General features: G+C 40.8%; 20 protein-coding genes. 15 read left to right on the plus strand and 5 right to left on the minus strand.

The annotated features are described in order from the left end of the window. The first annotated feature begins 10 nt into the window (after positions 1-10). From D7Z94_RS09150 to D7Z94_RS09180, 7 genes are all read left to right on the plus strand, one after another. Positions 11-2,188, plus strand: a complete 2,178-nt coding sequence (locus tag D7Z94_RS09150) for a DUF5916 domain-containing protein (RefSeq protein WP_245967169.1) — start codon at positions 11-13, stop codon at positions 2,186-2,188. A 64-nt stretch (positions 2,189-2,252) separates the two neighbouring features. Beyond that, on the plus strand, positions 2,253-3,263 hold the full coding sequence (locus D7Z94_RS09155; RefSeq protein WP_120711258.1) for an XdhC family protein: 1,011 nt from the start codon (positions 2,253-2,255) through the stop codon (positions 3,261-3,263). Next, on the plus strand, positions 3,263-3,892 hold the full coding sequence (locus D7Z94_RS09160) for a nucleotidyltransferase family protein (RefSeq protein ID WP_120711259.1): 630 nt from the start codon (positions 3,263-3,265) through the stop codon (positions 3,890-3,892). Before D7Z94_RS09155 ends, D7Z94_RS09160 begins: the two co-directional genes overlap by 1 nt. A gap of 15 nt (positions 3,893-3,907) precedes the next feature. Continuing rightward, entirely contained in the window at positions 3,908-4,996 is a 1,089-nt protein-coding gene (locus D7Z94_RS09165) for an amidohydrolase family protein (protein ID WP_120711260.1), read from the plus strand. A gap of 87 nt (positions 4,997-5,083) precedes the next feature. Further along, positions 5,084-6,100 carry a M4 family metallopeptidase gene (locus D7Z94_RS09170; protein WP_120711261.1) on the plus strand — a complete coding sequence of 339 codons (1,017 nt, stop codon included), beginning with the start codon at positions 5,084-5,086 and terminating at the stop codon, positions 6,098-6,100. After that, positions 6,097-6,366 (plus strand): hypothetical protein, encoded by a 270-nt coding sequence (locus tag D7Z94_RS09175; protein WP_120711262.1) that lies wholly within the window; start codon positions 6,097-6,099, stop codon positions 6,364-6,366. Before D7Z94_RS09170 ends, D7Z94_RS09175 begins: the two co-directional genes overlap by 4 nt. A gap of 69 nt (positions 6,367-6,435) precedes the next feature. After that, a complete protein-coding gene (locus D7Z94_RS09180) occupies positions 6,436-9,066 on the plus strand; it encodes a TonB-dependent receptor plug domain-containing protein (RefSeq protein ID WP_120711263.1) in 2,631 nt (876 codons plus the stop codon). Between the two features lie 21 nt (positions 9,067-9,087). Here D7Z94_RS09180 and D7Z94_RS25760 read toward each other — a convergent pair whose 3' ends face one another. After that, positions 9,088-9,231: a hypothetical protein gene (locus D7Z94_RS25760; protein WP_170158838.1), complete on the minus strand. Its 144-nt coding sequence runs from the start codon at positions 9,229-9,231 to the stop codon at positions 9,088-9,090. A 183-nt stretch (positions 9,232-9,414) separates the two neighbouring features. Between D7Z94_RS25760 and D7Z94_RS09185 the strand changes: the two genes are divergently transcribed. Both D7Z94_RS09185 and D7Z94_RS09190 read left to right on the plus strand, forming a co-directional pair. Then, positions 9,415-9,903 carry an RNA polymerase sigma factor gene (locus D7Z94_RS09185; RefSeq protein WP_120711264.1) on the plus strand — a complete coding sequence of 163 codons (489 nt, stop codon included), beginning with the start codon at positions 9,415-9,417 and terminating at the stop codon, positions 9,901-9,903. A 4-nt stretch (positions 9,904-9,907) separates the two neighbouring features. Then, positions 9,908-10,522 (plus strand): hypothetical protein, encoded by a 615-nt coding sequence (locus D7Z94_RS09190; protein ID WP_120711265.1) that lies wholly within the window; start codon positions 9,908-9,910, stop codon positions 10,520-10,522. Between the two features lie 27 nt (positions 10,523-10,549). On the opposite strand, the gene D7Z94_RS09195 is transcribed toward D7Z94_RS09190, so the two are convergent. Further along, positions 10,550-11,179 (minus strand): GntR family transcriptional regulator, encoded by a 630-nt coding sequence (locus tag D7Z94_RS09195; RefSeq protein ID WP_120711266.1) that lies wholly within the window; start codon positions 11,177-11,179, stop codon positions 10,550-10,552. Between the two features lie 331 nt (positions 11,180-11,510). Here D7Z94_RS09195 and D7Z94_RS09200 point away from each other — a divergent pair, with 331 nt between their 5' ends. From D7Z94_RS09200 to D7Z94_RS09215, 4 genes are all read left to right on the plus strand, one after another. Further along, the gene (locus D7Z94_RS09200; protein ID WP_120711267.1) at positions 11,511-12,755 is read left to right on the plus strand and encodes a T9SS type B sorting domain-containing protein; all 1,245 of its coding nucleotides are present in this window, start codon (positions 11,511-11,513) and stop codon (positions 12,753-12,755) included. A 105-nt stretch (positions 12,756-12,860) separates the two neighbouring features. Then, positions 12,861-13,652 (plus strand): hypothetical protein, encoded by a 792-nt coding sequence (locus tag D7Z94_RS09205; RefSeq protein WP_120711268.1) that lies wholly within the window; start codon positions 12,861-12,863, stop codon positions 13,650-13,652. 130 nt (positions 13,653-13,782) lie between these two features. Then, complete coding sequence (locus D7Z94_RS09210) at positions 13,783-14,103, plus strand: DUF4251 domain-containing protein (protein ID WP_245967194.1); 321 nt, start codon at positions 13,783-13,785, stop codon at positions 14,101-14,103. Between the two features lie 103 nt (positions 14,104-14,206). Further along, the gene (locus tag D7Z94_RS09215; protein WP_245967170.1) at positions 14,207-14,896 is read left to right on the plus strand and encodes a protein-L-isoaspartate(D-aspartate) O-methyltransferase; all 690 of its coding nucleotides are present in this window, start codon (positions 14,207-14,209) and stop codon (positions 14,894-14,896) included. A 702-nt stretch (positions 14,897-15,598) separates the two neighbouring features. Here D7Z94_RS09215 and D7Z94_RS09220 read toward each other — a convergent pair. Then, a complete protein-coding gene (locus D7Z94_RS09220) occupies positions 15,599-16,207 on the minus strand; it encodes a hypothetical protein (protein WP_120711271.1) in 609 nt (202 codons plus the stop codon). Positions 16,208-16,214: 7 nt separating this feature from the next. Further along, positions 16,215-17,642, minus strand: coding sequence for a c-type cytochrome (locus D7Z94_RS09225; RefSeq protein WP_158594611.1), 1,428 nt, complete (start codon positions 17,640-17,642; stop codon positions 16,215-16,217). A gap of 208 nt (positions 17,643-17,850) precedes the next feature. On the opposite strand from D7Z94_RS09225, the gene D7Z94_RS09230 reads away from it, so the two are divergent. Beyond that, the gene (locus D7Z94_RS09230; protein WP_120711273.1) at positions 17,851-18,510 is read left to right on the plus strand and encodes a class I SAM-dependent methyltransferase; all 660 of its coding nucleotides are present in this window, start codon (positions 17,851-17,853) and stop codon (positions 18,508-18,510) included. Between the two features lie 127 nt (positions 18,511-18,637). Further along, positions 18,638-20,740 (plus strand): elongation factor G, encoded by a 2,103-nt coding sequence (locus D7Z94_RS09235; RefSeq protein ID WP_120711274.1) that lies wholly within the window; start codon positions 18,638-18,640, stop codon positions 20,738-20,740. A gap of 18 nt (positions 20,741-20,758) precedes the next feature. On the opposite strand, the gene D7Z94_RS09240 is transcribed toward D7Z94_RS09235, so the two are convergent. Continuing rightward, positions 20,759-22,951, minus strand: a complete 2,193-nt coding sequence (locus tag D7Z94_RS09240; RefSeq protein ID WP_120711275.1) for an amino acid permease — start codon at positions 22,949-22,951, stop codon at positions 20,759-20,761. Positions 22,952-23,018 lie beyond the last annotated feature (67 nt).

Below are 23,018 nucleotides of genomic sequence, written 5' to 3' on the forward strand. Positions count from 1 at the left end.
GACCAAATCAATGATGCATAAGTTCCTAATTTGTTTTGTAGTACTTTGTATTGCATTTACTTCAAACGCACAAAAAAAGAATGCGTCATATCGCTATTACATCAAAAAAACGACGCTACCCATAACCATTGATGGTATCGGTGATGATGCCGCTTGGGAAACTGCTGATGTAGCCAAGGATTTCTTTATGGTGTTGCCCATGGATACGGACAAGGCCAATGAAAAATCTGAAATTCGTATGACCTATGATGATAGGAATATCTATTTATTGGCCACTTTTTATAACAGTACAAAAGGAACTAATTTTGTGGAATCCTTACGTCGTGACTTTTCATTTGGGAAGAATGATAACTTTTTACTCTTCATAGATCCCTTTAACAATCAGACAACCGGATTCTCATTTGGTTCCAATGCGGCGGGCGCGCAATGGGACGGCACCATGTTCGCTGGAGGAAGTGTAGATTTAAATTGGGACACCAAATGGGTGTCCGAAGTTACCAGGGACGAAGAAAAATGGGTTTTTGAAATGGCTTTGCCCTTTAAGTCCATTCGCTATAAGGATGGGGTTACCGAATGGGGGATCAATTTTAGTCGATTGGATTTGAAGTCCAGTGAAAAATCGAGTTGGACACCTATCCCCAGACAGTTTCCGACAGCCTCATTGGCTTATACAGGAACCTTGGTATGGGATAGGCCACCACCGGCGCCTAGAACAAATTTTTCTGTAATTCCCTATGTATTGGGGACTGTAGAACGCGACCTTGAAGCTGATGGCGATACTGAAACCGACGCTAAAATTGGCGGAGATGTCAAATTCAGCCTTACCTCTTCATTAAATCTAGACCTTACCGTAAATCCAGATTTTTCACAGGTTGAAGTGGATAGACAGGTTACCAATTTAGATCGTTTTGAGTTGTTCTTCCCTGAGCGGCGTCAATTCTTTTTAGAGAACAGCGACTTGTTTGCGGACTTTGGTTACCCAACCATCAGACCATTTTTTTCCAGACGTATCGGGTTAGGGGTGCCCATACGGGCAGGTGCAAGGGTAAGTGGGAACCTGGACAATAATTGGCGCCTTGGAATCATGGATATGCAGACCGCCAGTGTTGATGGTACTGGTCTTCCAAGTCAGAACTTTGGTGTGGTAACCTTGCAGCGAAAGGTTTTCAGTAGATCCAGTATCGGGCTAATGTTCGTAAACAAACAGTCTTTCAACTACCTTAATAGTTCCGATTCCTTAAGAACACAATTTCCCAAATTCAATAGAAACTTGGGGGTAGAGTACAATTTGGCCTCTTCCAACAATTTGTGGAACGGCAAGGCCTTTTTTCTACAATCTTTTGCCCCTCAACAAGTGGGAAATGGCGTTACCCAAGCTGCCCATTTGGAGTATAAAAGCCGAAAATGGAATTGGCGTATACAGGAAGAATGGGTCGGCGAGGAATATACGGCAGAAGTAGGTTTTGTTCCGAGGACAGGATACGTAAAATTCAATTCATATTTGGGCTATCTTTTCTTTTCCAAGCGTGGTAAAATTGTCAGTCACGGCCCACGATTGAACGCTTTCTATTTTTTCAATGAACGTTTTAAGCAAACAGATCATACCACGTTCTTGGAATATCTGATTGACTTTCGCAACCGGAGTAGCTTAAATTTCTTTATATCAGATGATTATGTAGAGCTTCTAGATCCTTTTGACCCTACGCGATTGGGAATAGCTGAACTCGATACAGGCACAAAACATCGGTGGAATGCTTTTGGTTGGGAATTCGCATCAAGACCCCAGAGCCTTTTTACCTATTCCTTTGATGGTAGGTTGGGAGGATATTATCTTGATGGAAACCGGACCAGTCTTTCAACTGAATTGGGGTATCGTTTTCAACCCTATGTAAGTTTAAGTGCCAATTTGAATTATAATCATATTCGACTACCAGCACCTTGGAATACCAATGAATTTTGGTTAATAGGTTCTGAAATAGATATCACGTTTACGAACAAGATATTCTTTGCCAATTTGTTCCAGTACAATGAACAATCCAAAAACTTGAACGTGAATTCAAGGTTCCAATGGCGATACAGCCCGGCTTCGGATTTATTTCTAGTATATACCAATAACTATTTCATTGAACCTTTTGAAGGTAGAAATTGGGCGCTTACCTTAAAGTTTACCTATTGGTTCAATAGATAAAGTGCCGTAACAATTTGTTAAACCAAATCCTACTGGTCTTATTTTTTGATATATTGGAGTCCTAATGACGCACGAACTAAAAAAAATCGTTGAAGCCTTTAAGGATGCCCATGCCAAAGGTGTAAAAACCGTTTTGGCTACCGTTGTCGCCTTAAAAGGATCCTCATATAGACGACCCGGGGTCTCCATGTTGATTAGGGAAGATGGCCAAATAATCGGGGCGGTAAGTGGGGGCTGTGTTGAAAAGGAGGTTTTTAGACAATCTGATAGCGTTTTCAGGACACAAATTCCAAAAGTTATGACCTATGATGGTCGCTATAGGCTGGGTTGTGAGGGGATTTTGTACATTCTCATCGAACCTTTTCGACCATCATCCGAATTTCTAGATCAATTTTTCAAAATACTAAAGGACCGGACGTCTTTTAGGATGTTATCCTATTTTGAAGAAAGGGATATGATAGATCATCACCTTGGGTCGGTTTTACAAATTGGTAGCGCTACATTGCCCTTTAGAGATGGATTCCAAAAAAAACGGGAATTCCAAGTTTTTGAACAAAAGCTGACTCCTTGTTTTAAATTATTGATTATCGGGGCCGAACATGATGCCGTACAGCTTTGTTCTTATGCTTCATTAACGGGATGGGAAGTAACCATTGTGGCACCCCCATCCGAAGAAAAACGTCTCGGGGATTTTCCCGGTGCCCAAGAATTACTTACCATTGAACCGGAAACCCTTCCGGTTAACACTATTGATGAAACAACGGCAATTGTGATCATGACCCACAGCTATGTAAAAGATTTGAAGTATTTAATGGTTTTGAAAGCAACTCGTCCAACGTATTTAGGTCTATTGGGTCCTGCCGAAAGACGCGAAAAATTACTAGCCGAACTGATAGAAAGACTTCCGGAAATTGATGAAGACTTCATAGAAAACATTCATGGCCCTACGGGTCTGGACATCGGAGCGGAAACAGCCCAGGAAATAGCCATTGCCATACTTGCCGAAGTTTTATCTGTTGCTCGGGGAAAAAACCCTATAAGTTTAAGGAAAAAGCAAGGATCTATTCATAGCTAATGGGGAAGACCGTTGAAAACATTGCTATCCTCGTCTTGGCGGCGGGGGCATCAAGCCGAATGGGAACTGCAAAGCAACTTTTACCTTGGAATGGAGCCAACTTGCTGGATTCTGTTATTAAAAATGCTTTGATGTTCTGTCCTGATCATGTAGTTGTGGTATTGGGAGCAAATGCAAGAGAAATCCAAGCTCATAGTATCCACAACAAAGGCGTACAGTTTGTTTTTCACAAGAATTGGAATCTTGGTCTTGGCTCTTCTATTGCCCATGGAGTGGATTTCATTCAAGAAATATCGCAGAATACAAAGGCTATTCTCATTTTATTGGGTGACCAGCCCCTAATAGATTCTGAATATTTAGGCAAAATGGTCCAAGCGCATGAAAGTTCAGGTAAGGGAATAATCGCAACCGAATATGACAAAGGTGTAGGAGTTCCAGCTATCTTCGCTAGAAGCTATTTTTCAGACTTAGCACAACTTAATAAAGATATCGGGGCAAAGCAAATCATAAAAAAATTCAAAAACGATACCTTTTTGCTGGGACCGTCAGGCAAAACAATAGATATCGACACCTTGGAAGATTATCAAAAACTGATTAAAATTAGAAACACACAATTAAACCAGGATTAAATTCACTTTTTAAATATGAAGAAATTACTACTCTTTCTTGCCATTTCAATTTTTGTTTGTACCTCACTTGTTTCCCAAGAAATGGGATTTGAGGAATACAACCCCATTTCTACTTTGGTTATGCCGGAAACCAAAATCAAAAAAGCGAAGTTCCCTTTTATAGACGTGCATAGTCACCAATTTCGAATGGGGTCCCAAAATCTTTCGAATCTTATAAATCCTATGGACCAAATGAATATGGCCATTATGGTAAATCTTAGCGGTGGCTCAGGGAATGGGCTGCAACGGATGTTGGACAACGTTTCAGAGAATTATCCCAATCGCTTTGTGGTATTCGCCAATGTTGATTTTGATGGGGCGGGAGCTAAAGGATGGACAGAAAATGCCGTGGCCCAGTTGGAAAAAGATGTTAAGGCCGGGGCAAAAGGATTGAAAGTTTATAAAAGTCTCGGATTAAGAAACAAGGATGTTAACGGCAACCGTCTCGCGATTGATGACCCTCATTTGGATCCCATTTGGGCCAAGTGTGGGGAATTGGGAATCCCAGTGTTGATACATGCCGCGGACCCAAAACCTTTTTGGGATCCCATGGATAGCAAAAATGAACGATGGTTGGAACTCAAAACGCGTCCCAGACGAAAACGTTCCGATACTAATCCGGCACCTTGGCAGCAAATAATAGATGAGCAACATCGTATGTTCAAGAAACACCCCAATACTAAATTTATAAATGCGCACATGGGCTGGTATGCCAACAACTTGAGTAAATTAGGTGAACTTTTAGATGAAATGCCCAACATGTATGTGGGAATAGGGGCCGTAATCCAAGAACTAGGAAGGCAACCACGGAACGCCAAAAAGTTCTTTACCAAATATCAGGATCGCATTCTTTTTGGTAAGGATGCCTGGAACCCTGATGAGTTCCCTACGTATTTTCGGGTTTTGGAAACCAATGACGAGTACTTTCCCTACTATAAAAAATACCATGCCTTTTGGTCCATGTACGGTTTGGGCCTCTCAGATGAAATACTAAAAAAGGTATACTACAAAAATGCCCTAAAACTGATTCCGGGACTGGATAAAAGTCTGTTTCCCAAAGAATAAGTTTTGGTAAAATCTTAACTATCCTCTGGTTCTTTTGAAAGAAAAAGATGGTTAACTTGAACTAAGAAACCCTAAAATCTTAGTATCATGTGCCAAAATCATCATTGCTTTATTGTGCCGCCCCATATCCTCGAGGGGTTGGCCAAACGTGGAAATCTCGACTGTAAAAGAACACTGAACGATACCTATCGGATTCTCCACAAACGAAATACTGCGCTGGACAATCTATTAATTCGGGAATTGATTCCTGCTAAAGGAGACCGTTTCATTTTCGATTCCCAAAATAAATATGAGCAACGGGTGCTTTTAATTCGAAAGGAAAAAGATCCCGATGTGGAAGATAGAACCGTGAATGAAGCCTATGACACCTCCGGATTTGTACGGGCTTATTTTTCAGGGATCTTTGGACTCAATTCCATTGACAATGAAGGTCTGGATATTATTTGCAACGTTCATTATGGCCAAGGTTATAATAACGCTTTTTGGGATGGGGATGAAATGACCTATGGAGATGGGGATGGTGTAGAATTCACCAATTTTGCCAGTGCCATTGATGTGGTGGCCCATGAACTGGTGCACGGTATAACCCAATTCCTTGCTAATTTAGAGTATCAAGGGCAATCCGGTGCCCTGAACGAACATTTTTCAGATGTATTCGGGACGATTATCAAACAAAAATATTTAAAGCAAAGTATAACCGAGGCCGATTGGTTGATAGGTGACACTGTTGTAACTGAGAAATTCCCCGGAAAAGCCATCCGTTCCATGAAGTCTCCGGGTACAGCAAACGATTTTGATGCCCAACCGGACCATATGGATAATTACTATACGGGAATGGCTGACAATCAAGGAGTACATATAAACTCGGGCATCCCGAACAAGGCCTTTTATTTGAGCAGTATAGAACTGGGTATAGATGATTGTGCATTGATTTGGTTCAATACCTTAAAAAAGCTTTGGCGTACCGCAAAGTTTAACGATATGATGGAAATCAGTGTAGAAACCGCACAGGAACTTCAAAAGCAGGGAGGGATAAATCCGGTTGCTTCGAAGGTAATTGAACAAAGTTTTGCCCAGGTAGGATTAACCCAAGTCATGGCATGAACTACAAAATACGGATAGAGGTTGGCTTTGCTGGAATATCCAAAGAATATGTGGGTGAAGTTATCATGGGTAGAAAAGAAAAGGATAATCTAAAAAGGGTTTTGATTAAAAAGATAGAGAATACAAATCCAAAATTGAGAGACGGCTTTGTTTATAGTATTGATTTGTGGGGTGAGAATTTTGAACACAGGATGACCTATGATGAATCTAACTTGCCTGAATCCGTTAGACAATGGATTGAGAAAACAATTGAAAAATCCGGTTGATAAGGTCAGTAAATCCAGATATGTAGGAATAACTTGGAATAATTGGTATCTTCAAAATAAAATACACAGATGATAGGATTAGGGTTGGAAAACTATATGATTGGCTTTAGGAATAGATTTCTTCTAGTTCTGGTATTCTTTTCGATTTTAGCTGAATATTCCCAAGCCCAAGAAAATCCACATAACCAAAAAATAGTAGGGAAATTGGCATCCTACGCCATGAAGCATAGTCCTGAAAAGGTATACCTACATACGGACAAGCATATTTATACCAACGGCGAAACCATTTGGTACAAAGCCTATTTGGTGGATGGTATACTTCACAAGACAAGCGAGAAAAGTGAGATTATCTACGTTGAGCTCTGGAACGGAGACGATACGTTGATCATACGTCAAAAATTGGTTTCGGATGGGCTGGGTGCACAAGGTTCCATTAAAATTCCCATTAATATAAAAAACGGCAATCTTTTAATACGGGCCTATACTAAATACATGTTGAATGAAAATGAGCCTGCACTATTTCAAAAGGAGATTCCCGTATATGCCCAGGAGTTTGGAGATTATAGGAATCCGGATTTAGTTCAAGATAGCGAATTGGGGAACTATAGTTCAGCGTCCAAAAAGAATCCTACAAAAGACCAAAAACCGGTAGTACAGTTTTCCCCCGAGGGAGGACACCTAGTTGCAGGTCTTACAAGTGTTTTGGGGATAAAGGCAACGGATCGACAGCGTAATGGATTGGCACTGGAAGGAACCATTCAAGATGGGAAGGGCAATACGGCCGGTTTCTTTAAAACTTATGAAGCGGGTCTCGGCAAGGTTACCTTTGTTCCCGAAGCGGACAAAGATTATGAGGCTGTGGTCCTGTACGGTGGAAAGGAATATCGGTTTCCGATTCCAAAGGCCCTGCCCAAAGGATATGTGCTCAGTATTCGGAACAATGGGGACCATATTGTCGTTAACGTAGCTACAAATAGGAACGAGGGACTGGAAGGAACCCTATTGATAGGTCATTTTAGGGGGGATCTCTTTTTCGAAAGGTTAGGTAAAACGGAAGATGGCACCTCCTATTCGGTAAGGCTCAACACCGACCGCCTTTTTGACGGGGTGGCACATTTTACATTGTTTACGGCGAGTGGGAAGCCCATCTGTGAACGACTCGTTTATATAGACCATCCCAAAAATAAGGTAGCACTGGAGGTTTCATCGGATTCCCCTGAGTATGGTCCACGTGAAGTGGTAGCTGTGGATATCAGTGCCCTTGATACGAACGGGACGCAATTGAAAGGTGATTTTTCCCTGTCCGTGGTAACCGGGAGTAACCAACTACCACAAGGTATGGCAGATACCAATATAAAAAGTTGGTTATTGCTAAATTCCGATTTAGCGAATTCAGTGGAGGATGCCAGCTATTTTTTTGAAAGCGATTCCAGGGAACGGAAATATGTGTTGGACGCCCTTATGCTTACCCACGGTTGGCGCAGGTTTTTGTGGCGTGAGTTTTTGGACAATACCCGAGGACAGCGAACCGAACATATTCCGGAGAAAGCTACGGGCACGGTTATTAGTGGATTTACGGCCTTGGCCAAAAACCCTAAGGTTCGCATGAATACAAGGGTATCATTGAGAATTCCCGAATTAAATATCATTGAGGAGAGATCTACGGACAATCAAGGACGATTTAGTTTCGGTCCCTATGACCTCAATGATGGTACGGAAACCTATCTGGAAATTGTTGATTCTAATTTAAAATCGAGAAAGAAAAAGGAAGAGGTTTCAATCTATATGGATGAGGAATGGTCGCTACCAAAGATTAGAAGGACAAAAAAAATACCGATAAAACGCAAGGCAAAAAGGACTGAAGATATGGGCTACGTAACGGATACTTTGGAAGGAATAAAGAATGTCCAAGAGTATTTGGCCAAGGCCTATCGAAAAAAAAGTGCGGATTTTGAATATGATCCCTCCGTTACCCAATTGGATGAAGTGGAAGTAGAGGCAAATATCAAGAAAAAAACCAGGATAGAGGAAATACAATCTAGAACAATGCATGGAAACACGACGATTAGGCTTTTTGCGGATTCCACAGGTACTGCTGGCATGAGTGCCATAGATCTTATAGGGCGGGCCCCAGGGGTATTAATAAGTGGGAATAAGCCGGATCAGACTATTAAAATAAGGGGGTTATCGGGTGTAGAGCCCGGTGGAGGAGAGCCACCATTAATTATTGTTGATGGAAGTGAAGTGAATTCAAACAACCCATATATAAATCCTTTGGATTACATCCAAAATATGGATGCTTCCGAAATTTTATTTGTTGATGTTTTACGGGGTATTGAGGCTGCGATATATGGGCTTAGGGGATATAATGGAGTTATCGTTATAGCCACAAGATCCCAATTGTCCAAAGGAGGTGTCCAAACCAATGCTCCGAAATACGCGGAAAGCGTAATTCCAGGATTCCAAATAGCCCGAGAGTTTTTTTCACCGGATTACACCTATAAAGGACCAAATCATAAACGACAGGATTATAGGACCACCTTATTTTGGAATCCTAACATCAAAATAGAGGACAGCCGCCAACCACCTATACAATTTTATACGGGTGATACCACGGGAACTTTTTTGGTAAAGGTAGAGGGAATAACCCGGGACGGTAGAGTAGCAATGGGTCAATATACTTTCGAAGTACGCGAATAGCAATCTTAAATCAGAAAACCCTTATGCCTTACCTTTTTTTGAAGCATCTTCCAAATCTCCATAGTCCTGGAAAATACCACAAGAATTTTCTTTTTTGATCAAGGATTTTTCATCCTGTTTCTTTTTTTTGGCCAGGATTTCGATCTGGGGGGATAAGTAGCCCATGTTTCAATTTTAATGTTACAGTTTAAACGTATTACTAGCGTAGACTATTGTTCTCGCCATTGTATTTATAGACAAATTCTCAACCCAAATTTAGAAAGTAGTCATTATTCATTATTGTTATTTACCAAAACTTTGTGATATTTTAATGTTCAGCCATACTAATGGTATAAACCAGACCTAAAAATGGTAGATGAAGAGGAATTCGTAAGAGTGATCAAGCAAAATGAAAGGGTGATTTTTAAGATAACCACGGTTTATACGCGTAATGAAGTAGATCAACAAGACCTTTATCAAGACATTGTATACCAACTTTGGAAATCGTTCGATACGTTTAGAAACGAGTCCAAGGTAAGTACTTGGATGTACCGTATTGCCCTGAATACCGCATTGACACGCCATAAAAGACATAAAAAACGTGGACGCCCTGTTCCCATTGAAAAGGTTATACTTCAGCAAACGGAAAATTATGATAGTGAATTTGAGGAACGCCTAGCGCTACTATACAAACAAATACATAAACTGAACAGTTTGGAAAAAGGTATTATGTTGTTGCTGTTGGAAGGCAAAAAGTATGAAGAAATCTCGGAAATCATTGGTCTTTCATCTAGTAATGTCGGCACCAGGATATCCCGAATCAAAAAGAAGTTGAAACAACGGATAAACAAAAAATAGAATTATGGAATTAGAAGAAATTATGACTGTTTGGAAACAAATGAGCCACCAATTGGAAAAGCAGGAGAAATTGACAAAAGAAATTATATTACAAATGACCCAACAAAGGTATAGCACGATATTTAGCAAAGTATTTACTATTGAATCGATGGCCGCTATTATTTCTTATGTAATTGCTTTTGTGCTCATCTTCAATTTATACAAATTGGATACTTGGTATTTAATGACGTGCGGAATCTTAACTCTGGTCGCTCTTTTTACACTCCCCTTACTTGTGCTACGGTCGCTTGGTAGAATACGGGATTTCGATATTGGCAATAGAAATTATAAGGAAACGCTCATAGAATATATCAAGTTGAAAAAGAAGCTTTTACTACTTCAGCAGTTTATTTCATACACCAGTTTTGTTCTTATGTTTACTTCCTTAGCTGCGATTTCGAAAATTATATCCGGTAAGGATTTTTTTTTAATGGAGAAGGCTGGATGGTTATACGCCTTAATTGTCATAGTACTTGTCTTTCTTTTCTTTTTTGTCCGATGGGGTTACAAAGGTTATCTAAAGATTACTGCTTCTGCAGAAAAAGTACTTTTGGAGTTGGAAGAGGGAGAAGAAACATGAATGTAAGCACAAATATGAAATTGTGGACTAAGCGGCCAATAGGCGCTTCTGAATATAGTTAAGAATCAACATCCAGTTCATCTTAAGTAATAGTGCCGCAGTGGGTACATTGTTCTCTTCAATCGCAGATATAATAGCTTGGTGCTGATTATCGGCTTTCGTGTAATAGGATTCATCCGACATCAATGCTTTTTCATAGAAAAATATCCGGGTTCTTAAATCATGAAGAATATTTCTTGTAAGTACATTTGGATAATTCTTAGTTAATAGGCGATGAAATTCCAAATCTGCATTAATTCTGGATAAAGGGTCGGTCGTGCTTTCAAAAATCTGTTGTTGTCTTTTCAATCCTTGTATGGCATTTTCATCGAAAACGGAATTTTCAAGTGCCATCTCCTCTAAATTGGCTACCAACTCATACAAATCTTTGGCTTCTTCCCGATTCAATTGGGCAATGACAAAACCCTTGTTGGGTACCGCTTTTATAATTTGTGCTTGCTGTAGTTGGGAAAGGGCTTCCCTAATTGGGGTAACGCTTACATGGAGTTCTCGCGCTACGGCCGCTAAATTTATAGTCTTACCTATTTTTAACTTTCCTTCCCGCATTTTTTTAAGCAGGTGTTCCTTAACCAAATCTCTTACAATTTGCTTTTCCATATGGTATCAAATATAATAAATCGTATACGATTTAACGTTCTTTTTCGGACTTTGGTATCAATAGGTATGTTCTAGTGCACAAAAAATAAAAACGACAATCCCCATCGATTTCGATTAAAAATCGTAGATCAGTTAAAGAAAATTAGTGTTAAGATGCTCTAAAAAGGCCTAAGGTAGGTTCTTTCTGAGTGTGCTCCTTTTTTTTTCGCTATATTTAATTTAATGTAAGGGTTGAAAAGACCGGTTGACTGTTAATAGGTAAGTCATTGTAATCGTTTGACTTACATATTTATGTGTATACTGGTTTTTACAATCTCTACGAGAAAGTGCTATGAAAATATCCGGAAACTGTTTTGACCCATTGCTTTGGGCAAGCATTACTTGTCTGTTATTTTGCTGTATGGCGATGGGCCAAGCACCTACCTGTACCCAATTGACATTTCCCGCAGATGGTGATACAGGTGTTGCATTATCTACAGATTTGGAATGGGACGCATCACCTTTGGCCACAGGTTATGTGCTTTTGGTTGGAACGTCTATTGGCGGCCGGGATATTTTGGATAATGTAAACGTTGGCAATGTAACCGAATATAGTTTAAGTAGCGATTTGCCCGCTTCGCAAAATATTCATGTTGCCATAATCCCATATAACGACCAAGGCCTCAATGGGAGTTGTGACGAAGTAATTTTCTCTACGCTATCTCTGGACGGATTACCAGGGTGTGCCACTTTTACTTCACCAGGACATGCAGCCCAAGACGTAGCACTTACCCCTAATTTGAGCTGGGATTCCGCAATCGACGCTACAGGATATTTTTTGACTATTGGGACTACAACCGGCAATAATATAATTTTAAATGGTGAAGATGTAGGTAACATTACCAATTACATATCTCCAAGGCTTTTAGAAAACACTACGTATTACGTTGCTATTATACCATACAATGATATAGGGGTTGCTACAGGTTGCGGTGTACAAAGCAGTTTTACAACTGGAGGGTCTTCTCAGGATATTATTGGATGTACCTCTTTATTGAATCCGACCGATGGGGCAACAAATGTGCCTGTATCTACAGGTATAAGTTGGGCTTCCGAGACAGATGTCTCAGGATATTTTCTTACGGTCGGGACTACTTCCAATGGAAATGATATACTTAGGGATTTGGACGTGGGCAATACTACATCCTACCAATTTTCAAGTGATTTACCTAGGGGTACCACCATTTTCGTAACGATAAATCCCTATACGGACAAGAGAAGGGCCGAAAATTGCATAGAAGAATCCTTTACCATAGAATTCCCACTGCCAACATCTGATGACTTAGGGGTCCCCAGTTTTTTCACCCCTAACAATGACGGGTACAACGACACTTGGACCGTGAGCTCTTCCCCTGATATTTCCATTCAAAACATTTCGGTCTTCAATCGTTTTGGAAAACTAATAAAACAACTCTCCCCAGATCAGGGTTGGGATGGCACCTTTAACGGTAGGAATCTGCCCAGCGATTCCTATTGGTATTCCGTGGAGTTAACCAATGGACCTTCCCTAAAAGGATTTTTTGCCCTAAAAAGGTAATTTTTTTTCCAAGTCATCACAATTCCTTTCACATGCAATGATCAACGGCATATACTAAATAGAGTTCAATTACGTTTTAGGTGGTATAACCCTAAATCTTTTTAAATGAACAAGTTGATGAATTTGAGCAAACGTTACGCCTTGTTTTACGCAGTAGCCCTATTTGCTCTGGGCTGTAGTAATGATTCCGATGATAATAATCAGGACTTCGAATTTACGCAAGCGGAAGTAAAAACAATTTTAGAAACCGATGGCGTGTCAAGTGTGGCCGATAGTGTAATTTCCGAACTATACATGGGCAATAGCGCCAAGTCTGCCAAAAATGAAGAATGCTATTCTGCAACGTATAATGACACGGGATTCAACGTAACCTTCAACAATTGCGTACTTAACGGTACCGAAAATGTAAACGGAACATTGAACATCGTTTATGCAAACGAAAACGAATCGGCTTCATTTACTGCTACCTACACTGACTTTTACGTGGGAGAAATAAAGATAAATGGAACTAGAAGCTTTACCCTGGGAGGAAATTCCGAAGGCAATAGTATTTCTTTTACCGTGACCAGTGATATGACCTTAACTTTGGCAGATGACTCGGTCATCGCTGAAAATGGAACTCAAACATTAGGATTCGTTTTTGGCCAAAGTTTGGCCGAAAGCGTGTTCACAGTTTCAGGGAACTGGACGCTTCTACTGGATGGGAATACCTATAAAGTGGCCGTAGGAACTACTTTGGAAGGTAACCTTGGATGTGGATACCTGAACAAGGGGATTATGACCGTGGATAAAAACGGTTTGGCCGTAGCCATAGATTTTGGTGATGGAAGCTGCGACGACAAAGCTACCGTTACTTATCCTGATGGAACCACTGAAGATATTTCCTTAAAGGATTAAGGAAAGATTTATCAAAATTTTAATGCCCTGGTCAACGTATGGACCGGGGCATTTTATTTTAAGGCAAGAGAGAATACCATTGAAAGGTGAGAACCGTTAGTTTGGAACGATTCGTGTAAATATTGTTGCCATAGACAATTACGTAAGAGTTCAAGAGGACAGTACTCCGGGATTTCTTCCCTACTTTGGGAAAATGCGGTTGGGAGGGGGTTATGGAGAAGTTGGGGCCAATGAATTTGATTCGGAAATTAGGGATTGCAAGGTGAAAACAAAGAGAAATGGTAAAGGTATTACAGTAACCTTTAACACAAAAAACTCCGACGAGCGGTTCGATTTTACGTTGTTTATTACAAAATCAAAATCAGCTACGGTTGTCGTTAAAAGTCTGCATAGAAACAGTATCACCTATTATGGCGTAATACGGGAGTTGGACGATGATTCATTAGAGTAAATCTTTTTTGCCTATCGTTCCAATGCTTAAGCTTCATTTTTTTTTCTCGCTGTTTTGAAATAACTTCAATTGGACAAACAGTATCCCTACGAAAATGTATCAAATGATTTTTGTTTTTGTCTTTTCCTTCTCTATGGGAACCACTTTGGCCCAAATTGATTTTAAGGCCCAAAGAGAGCATATGGTAAAGGTTCAGTTACGAAATAGGGATATTACGGACCCGGCAACATTGGAAGCAATGTTAAAAGTACCAAGGCATCAATTTGTTCCCCAAAATCTGAGGGAAGTAGCCTATACAGATGGTCCATTGCCAATAGGGGAGGGGCAGACCATCTCACAACCTTATATCGTTGCTTATATGACCCAGGTCCTAGAACTACAACCAGATCATAAAGTATTGGAGATAGGTACAGGATCAGGGTATCAAGCCGCAGTACTCGCAGAAATCGTTGATTCCGTGTATACCATGGAAATTGTTCAAAAGCTTGGTCATTACGCCAGGAAAAGATTAAAAAAACAGCGGTATAACAACGTCCAGGTACGAATAGGGGATGGGTATCACGGTTGGCCCGAAAAGGCTCCCTTTGATGGTATTATGGTAACCGCAGGCGCAGAACAGATTCCGCCCAAATTGACGGAACAACTTAAAGAAGGAGGGAAAATGATTATTCCAGTAGGTCCCCACCGGGGGATACGGCATTTGGTTTTGCTTACAAAAAAGAAGGGGAAAATAAAACGCAAAAATTTAATGGCAGTTCGTTTTGTTCCTTTTACTCGAAAAAAAGAGGAATAAAATAAAAAGGCGCAATTAAATTGCGCCTAAGCTATGATCTTAACCTCTTCGATCAGTGGGTATGATGTCGGTACGCTACCCAACGGACACGTTTGCTGTCCCTAAAAGTGGAAAAAAATGAATTTTTTCTGGATTCTGTTGGATTTTTTATGATAAATGAAGCTCTCATGATTTCTCGATTTTTGATGATGAATGAATTGTTTTTAGCGCGTAAAATTTCTGTACTCTGCCCATTTTACTCTTTTGCTGTCCCTAAAGGAAGAAAAGTAATGGAATGTTTTAGATTCTGTTGCTGTTTTGTTGATGGATGCTTTCATAATTTCTAGTTTTTAATGGTTGTTGTTTCCTTTTTATTTTTTTCATGATATAATCGGTCGGTATTCCAACCGAACCCTACTGTGAAATATATTTTGGGTCTGACTAAATGTTGATGTAACCTTTTCATTGGATGATTGTTTTTAGATTGACTTACACCTAATAGACGATTCAAAATATTTTTTGTTACAGTACTATGTTATAAAAGGTACTATTTTATAGAAGTTTTAACATTTAGTAGGAGCAATGGTCACCGCCCCTATTTTTTTAAGAAACTAAATATCAGTCAATTAAAATAACCTTCACCTTCATTTCCAAAAAGAAAAAAAGATACATAGAAAAGAGGGAAAGCACGATAAGATTATAATTTAGCAGCAAATAGGAATGTTATTCCTTTTCCAGCGCCTCGATAAGTTGGTCGTAAGTTTCGATCTTCGTATATAATCTACCCCCTAAATTAACAATGGGGGTTTCCAGGGAATCCAGAACTATACTATTGGCAAGAGATCTGTTCAGCTGTTCTGCAATTTTGGGTTGTTCTCCTAGGTTGTGAAAAGTAAATTTGTAAGGTCCATCGTTCAGCGGATTGATTAGGCTATCACAACTAAGACAGCTTTTGGGAACGTATACGACAATCTGTTTCTTTGGGCTAATCTTAATCTTTTCGGCAGGCTTGCGGAGGGCCCTTTTGGAAAGGCTATCATTTACCTCCAAATCGTATGTATATGAAGGTTTTTTTCCACGCATAAGGATAATGGTCTTCATATGCACTTTGGATATAGCAGGCACCCTAGTAAATCTGGGAGTGGCCCTACTTTGTCTAAAATTGGTTCCTGCAATTGTTAGTTTAACATCAAAAGCCTGATCGTTTTCATTAACAGCGTAAAAAGCAAGGCGGTTCGGTATTTCTTCGATTACAATTTTAATCGGTTTTTCCTGGGCATGAGCCTGAAGAAGAACAAAAAAATAAATCAGTGCGTAAGGTAGTATTTTCATCTTTGCTTTATAATGTTTTTAAATATTCCAAAAGTGCCGCTCTTTCGGAATCCGTGAGTTCATCTCCAAAAGTATGCCCTTCATTGCCATAACCCTTTATTGTAGTATCATAGGTATTCTTGTCTATTTTGGAACTTTCGGTCTCATAGTTCCATCCAACTTTTTGCTCATCGTAATCGGAACTATCGTAGGACCTTCTCCAATATTCTGGCCTACTTTCACTGTTCAGCACATCTGCCAAAGTAGGTACGGAAGCATTGTGAAAATAAGGGGCCGTAGCCCAAATTCCATCCAATGGCGGCGCAACATACCCTCCTTCGGAAAAGATTTCTAAAGGGTTGGGACTTGTCCCGAACCATCCGGTATTAAACCAGTCCATAAAATAATCATTTATGGGGGAAGATTGGTTATAATGATTGGAAAGTTCCGGGTCGGTTCCAACGGAATTGAGGGATACCATATAATTGGGGTAGGTGGGGCTACCCCCATAGTTTCCATGACAACTTGAACATGTATTTTCAAAAATGGTCTTTCCATCTTCGGCTAGGTTAGAGTCTATAGCGAAAGGGTAGGTAGGAGACTCTAAGCTATAAATATAAGCTAGTACATCTGGCATTTTTTCGTCCACTTCTTCAGCTATCTCTTTATCAGCCAAGGTTAGCAGGCTTGATCCAATAAAGGATTTACAAAAATCTCCGCGTCCTATACCGTGATAGAACATGGCATTTTTCTTTTTGAGCAGCCACCAAGCAGGTACATCTGTCGGGATTACTTCGTCCCCTATTTCAACGAAAGGCTCGTCGGACCATTCCAAAGTATTCTTATCCCTATGGGCAATCAATACTTGAGTAATCTTATCGGCCGGATTAACGCCCCGTGTTTCAGTAATAGTTTTTGGGCCTATAGCTGCGATACTTCTTCTAAATTGTTCGTATGCGGCCCATTCATCACTTGTCTGCCCTCCATAAAGAAATGAGATGGCAGAATTCAAAAGGGTAATATTATCACTTCTGTTGACCGTAAAATCGCTATCATGGCTGCCTAGACCTACAATGAATTCTCCATTGATCCTTCCGGCATGGCATTGCATACAATTGGGGCCAACAACACGAACGCCATTTGGAGCTGTTACCGCAGTGTAATCGTATGGTATGATGGTATTGTCTCCAGTTCGGCCCAAAAGGTTTGCATCGTCCTCTCCAAAACCTGTAAGAAAGGCATCATATGGAATTCCAGAGCTCATGTAATCTCCGGATATAAGGTATTCGTACCCCGCATTGACATCCCCATTCCTTTGAATTTGATCAGGAATTGCAGTAACCTCAATTACAGGCTCAGGGCTTGGATCAGGGTTTGGAGCCGGATTGTCAGAATTGTCAGGGTCAGGATTAGGTTCAAAGGGTTCAATATTGTCATTGGAGCATGAAAATGCCATGCACACAAAAAACATGGATAATAAAATATGACTTCTCTTCAAAGCAATTGATTTTTAGACTTGTGGCACTTTGCGAAATAAATAAAACTACGAAAATTACAAACCACCATTAACCCCATACTCCTATATTGCTTATTTAATCGACGAACGGTGTTGAATTAAGAGGATTTTAGACGGATTTTTGCGCTGTATTTGGTATATTAGAGGTATGTCTGGACTACGTTCCTTGTTATGCATCATGCTGTTTACCTTATGTTTAGGACAGACATTTGGGCAATATACCCAAGAAGACTGGGATGAACGCGATAAATGGATGGATGTCCAAACTATTTTTGAATTGGCAGGAATCGAAGGAGGGGACCAAGTTGCGGATGTAGGCTGCCATGAAGGATACCTAACCTTTCATCTTTCAAAGAAGGTGGGTAAAACGGGTAGAATCTATGCAGTAGATATCCTGAGCTATAGATTGGAAAATCTAAGGGAACATCTGAAACAGGAAAAGATCAAAAATGTAACCGTAATCCAAGGAGAAGAGGACGACCCCAAGTTACCTGAAAATAGATTGGATGCCGTCATAATCATGGATACGTATCATGAAATGGAAAACTATACTGAAGTTCTTTTTCATATAAAAAAGGCACTAAAGCCTAGTGGCCGTATCCTCGTTCTTGAGAAATTGAAAACACATAAAAAGGGCAAAAGTCGTGAAGAACAGACCAATGCGCATACATTATCCCCGAAATACGTAAAAAAGGAATTGGAAGAAGCGGGATTTTCAATACGTAAGGAAATCGGCGATTTTGGGGATTGGAAGGAAGATAAGGATAAGCCCATGTGGATATTGGTAGGCGTTTCCGGGGCATTGTAATGAAGTAATTGACCTAAGCCTCGGTTTTTAGTTTAGGGCTTGCCTACATTGAGAAAGCTAACAAAAGTCATGTTTTCCATATCCATACATTTTTAGTTTTATAACATAAACCCATAAACCATCTAAAATGAAGGTATACGACCATAAACACATCAAAAATATTGTACTTGTAGGGGCTCACCAAAGTGGAAAGACCACTTTGGCCGAGACCATGTTATATGAAGCCGGATTAATTAACCGGCGGGGTACCGTTGAAAACAAGAACACGGTATCCGACCATCATCAAATAGAACATGAAAGGGGCGCTTCTGTCTTTGCTACGCCATTGCATACCGAATGGCGTAACTATAAAATAAATATCATAGATACTCCCGGGTTAGACGATTTTATTGGTGAGATCATTTCCTCCATTCGAGTGGCGGATACCATTGTTACCGTGCTAAACGGCCAAAACGGGGTGGAAATAGGCACGGAAATTATCTGGAACTATATTTCGGATTATCACAAGCCTACCGTCTTTGTCATAAACCAAATAGACCATGCGGGTATTGATTTTGAAGATAGCTTTAGGAGTATCACCGAGCTGGTGGGAAAAAATGCCGTAAAGATCCAATACCCAATTCGAATAGACGGTGCACAGTGCATAATCGATGTGCTTAAAATGAAGCTGTACAAGTTTCCAAAAGGAGGTGGTAAACCTGAAAAACATCCTATCCCGGAAAACGAAAAAGCGCTTGCCAACCATTTGCATAATGAATTGGTAGAGAAAGCTGCCGAGAATGACGAAGCGTTGATGGAATTGTTTTTTGATAAGGGTACGCTGAATGAAGATGAAATGCGGCAGGGCATCAAAGCCGGTATGTTGAACCATGATCTGTTTCCCGTATTCTGTGTGTCGGCCCTTGAGGATATGGGAAGTGGACGCCTTATGGGCTTTATAGACAATGTGGCCCCGGCAGCGGCCGACTTAAAACCGGAACAGACCTTAGAGGGACAAGCCATAGAGCGCACCAATGAGGCTCCAACCTCGTTGTTTATCTTTAAGACCATTTATCAACCCAATTTAGGTCAGATTACTTTTTTTAAGGTAAAATCGGGTGATGTAAGGGTCAACGAAAAATTAGTAAATGCCAGAAATGGCGAAACGGAGGTGCTCCATCAACTCTTTATTATGGATGGCAAAAAACGGGAGCCCGTTTCCCGATTGGCCGTTGGGGATATCGGTGCTACATTGCGTTTAAAGTATACTGAGACCAACGACACGTTGCACGAAGTAGGAACCCCCATAACCATTAGGCCAATTGCCTATCCCGAGTCTCGCACACGTAAAGCGGTTTCGGCCGAAAAAAGGAATGAGGAAGAGAAGCTTACGGATGCCTTACGAAAAATCAATAGCCAGGATCCAACTGCCATAATTTCATATTCCCGTGAGTTAAAACAGCAAATTTTGGGTTGCCAAGGGGAGCTACATTTAGCTACCATAGATTGGACCCTAAGAAACATCTATGAAGTGGAGGCCAATTTTGAGAAGCCGAGAATAGCCTATAGGGAAACTATTCAACGGGCGGCCACTGCCAATTATCGCCATAAAAAGCAATCCGGGGGGGCCGGGCAATTTGCCCAGGTACATTTAAAAATAGAACCTTGGGTCGAAGGTATGCCGGAACCCCAAGGCTTCAACATTCGAGGTAAGGAAGAAGAAGAGCTTCCGTGGGGAGGCAAACTAATCTTTTACAATTGTATCGTTGGTGGGGTAATAGACCTAAGATATCTACCTTCCATAAAAAAAGGGATACAGGAAACCATGGAGTCCGGACCTTTAACCGGAAGCTATGTAACGGATATCCGTGTAATGGTGTATGACGGTAAGATGCATTCGGTGGATTCCAACGATATCTCCTTTAAAATTGCAGGTGCCCACGCCTTTAAGGAGGCATTTATGAACGCCAAGCCCAAATTACTGGAGCCTATTCGAGAGTTGACCATCAAGGTTCCTGAGGATATGGTAGGTAATGTCATGACCGACTTACAATCCCGTAGGGCCGTTATTTTGGGTATAGATAGTGAAGATCGTTATCAGATTCTAAAATGTAATGCACCAGAGGCCGAGCTTTATGGATATTCTACGAGTTTGCGTTCCCTGACACAAGGTAAGGCAACGTTTACTTCAGTATTTTCATCGTTTCAATCTGTACCTACCAATGTGCAAAAACAATTGGTGAGTTCATAATACGATGAAAAAAGGTTTCTAGGCCAAGATACTCTCATGCCCGGAGTCTTTTACAAATAGGCAGGAGCTTTCGGTTTTTTGGGTCATTTCCTTTACAAACTCAAAAGGAAGGTCCGCATGCATCCCGAATATATTAAGATCGGCATTGGATGCTTTTCCGACCACGTCTCTAAAATTTCCGATATGGATTTCGGTCAATGTTTCGGGCAATCGGGCCAGGTTGATGAGGGAATTCAAAAATTCCTTGGCATTTTCATATTCCTCTTCATCATTGATAACGGTAATCAAGCGGATTTGGGCTTCCCAATTCCTTTTTAACTTATATGCTATGAGCGTGGAAAGATCCAAATTCCCAATATCCCAGCCCAAGCTCCAATTCCCCTTACGGTCACTAACCCATACATTAATGATATTCCGTTGACCCAGCAGAGCTGTTGGATGGGCCTGATACAGCAGGACACCAACCTCTAGGCGAATACATTCTTTAATTACCGGTCGCAGTTCAGTCTCATAATTATCATGTTGCTGTAAGTTCAAAAAAACAATATTCGGCCTAAAAAAGGCGCCACGCAATGCCTGGTTTCCATAATTTACACCCTGTGCAAAATCCTTGGTATGGATAACGGTCCAAGAAGAAAACACCCCTTTCTTATAAAAAGCTTCGGACAATTGTGATATTTCATCCGTAAAACTATTACTTTCCGTAAAGGGTGCAATACCCAAGAGCTTTATAGATCCCTTAGGCCTGGCAATATTCCGTAAGAACTGAAAATTACCCTTAGCCCCTTTAATATCGCGTATGGGAACCATCAAATTTGGCTTCCAAGCGCGCTGTTGCATACTTTTCATTCCCCAGGTGTGTTTGGCCGCCCATTCTGCAAAGGAAACGAACAATCCCGAACGCATATCCTCAAACGGAGTTTCCAGATTCTGGCGGGACAGAAACCAATAGACGACAAAGACAATACTAATGGATATAAGGCTTATGGTGGGATTAATAATGAACATGGCCAATACTGAGGATAATAATCCTAACCATGGAACCCATTTATGGATTTTAAAAATTGGACGATAACTTATCAGTCCTAGATTCTGTTCTATAATGACCACAATATTGATCATGGCATAGGTAATTAGGAAAAATAGGGTGACAAGAGGGGCTACCGAATTCAAATCTCGCAATAACATTGTAGCAAAAATCATAATACCGGTAACGATCATGGCATTTCTCGGTTGCCCGTTGGCACTTTGGCCCGCTAAAAATTTGGCATACGGTAAAACCCGGTGCTCGCCCATGGCGAACAAAATTCGGGAAGAACCTACCATGGATGCCAAGGCGGAAGAAAAAGTAGCCCCCAATATACCGGCAATAACCAAAGGCCCCACATAGGCCTTTTCAATGATAATATTGTAATTGGAAATGAGCTCTTCCTCCGATGCCGATCTTGCCAACCAATAGGCGAGTCCCATATAGATGACAAAACTGACCCCTATGGCCCATAGAGTACCCAAGGGAATACTTCTTTTTGGGTTTTTAAGTTCGCCGGACATATTGGCCCCGGCCATAATTCCGGTAGATGCCGGAAAGAAAACGGCAAACACGATCCAAAAATCACTACCCGAAAATCCGTTTTCCGGAGAACCTTTGAAAGTCCCCCAGCGGACAGCCTCATCTGTCGGAAGATACATGGACCCATAATAGGCGGCTATGACTATGGATATCAATGACAAGATAATTACCAACATGATAAAAAACTGGGTCTTAATGGCGAGATCCGCACTAATGTATGCTATGGCAAGTAAGACTACGAAAACAATAATATCAACTAAAAACGCGCTATGCCCTGAGAAAATACCCAACCAGCCTTCTCGGAACCCAAAAATATACATGGTTACTGCCAACCCTTGGGAAATATACCTTGGGATACCCAAACTGCCGCCAACTTCCAAACCTAGGGCCTGCGAGATAATGGCATAGGCTCCACCTGCACCTATACGTATATTGGTAGTAATGGCGGACATGGACAAGGCTGTAGTTAATGTAATGGTAAAAGACACCAGGATTATGAGCCATGCCCCTAACAGCCCCGCGTTCCCAACGACCCATCCCATTCTAAGGTACATGATTACCCCTAAAATAGTGAGCAGGGTAGGGGTAAAGACTCCTCCAAAAGTCCCGAATTTTTTAAGCTGTTGGTTTTGGTTTTTCATGCGGCCTATTAAAAATAGTTCTTATTTCGGAGAATGCAAGCTGTTTTTTAAAGGACTTTATCTCTTT

The sequence above is a fragment of the Ulvibacterium marinum genome, from assembly GCF_003626755.1.
Classification (GTDB): Bacteria; Bacteroidota; Bacteroidia; order Flavobacteriales; family Flavobacteriaceae; genus Ulvibacterium; species Ulvibacterium marinum.